Source organism: Fructilactobacillus sp. X2R6C1 (genome assembly GCF_059901295.1).
Genome location: NZ_JBWXUZ010000075.1, coordinates 1 through 241 on the forward strand (window position 1 = coordinate 1; position 241 = coordinate 241).

Genomic DNA, 241 nt, shown 5'->3' on the forward strand with positions numbered 1-241 from the left:
CGTCCGGGACGAACAAATAGCCGTCGTCCTGCAGGCTGCCGGCTCCGAAGAACGGCATCAGATAAATATTGACGAGCCGGTATTTATCACGCTGCTCGATGCGGTCCGCTGCGATCGTCGCGCTGAACGCATCGCCCTTGATGCTGTACCTGACGGGAATCGCAAAGCCCGCCTTCGGAAAATCAAACAGCACCTCGACGCCGCCTTCGATCTTCTTCCAGGTAAAAGCTTTCTTTTGAAT

Annotated in this window: 1 protein-coding gene; it reads right to left on the minus strand. The window is 55.2% G+C overall.

Annotated elements, in window-relative coordinates; all coding sequences use genetic code 11:
• Positions 1 to 241, minus strand: a 241-nt coding sequence (locus AC6UDF_RS07420) for a DUF5696 domain-containing protein (protein WP_500724256.1), incomplete at both ends; no start/stop codon positions are given.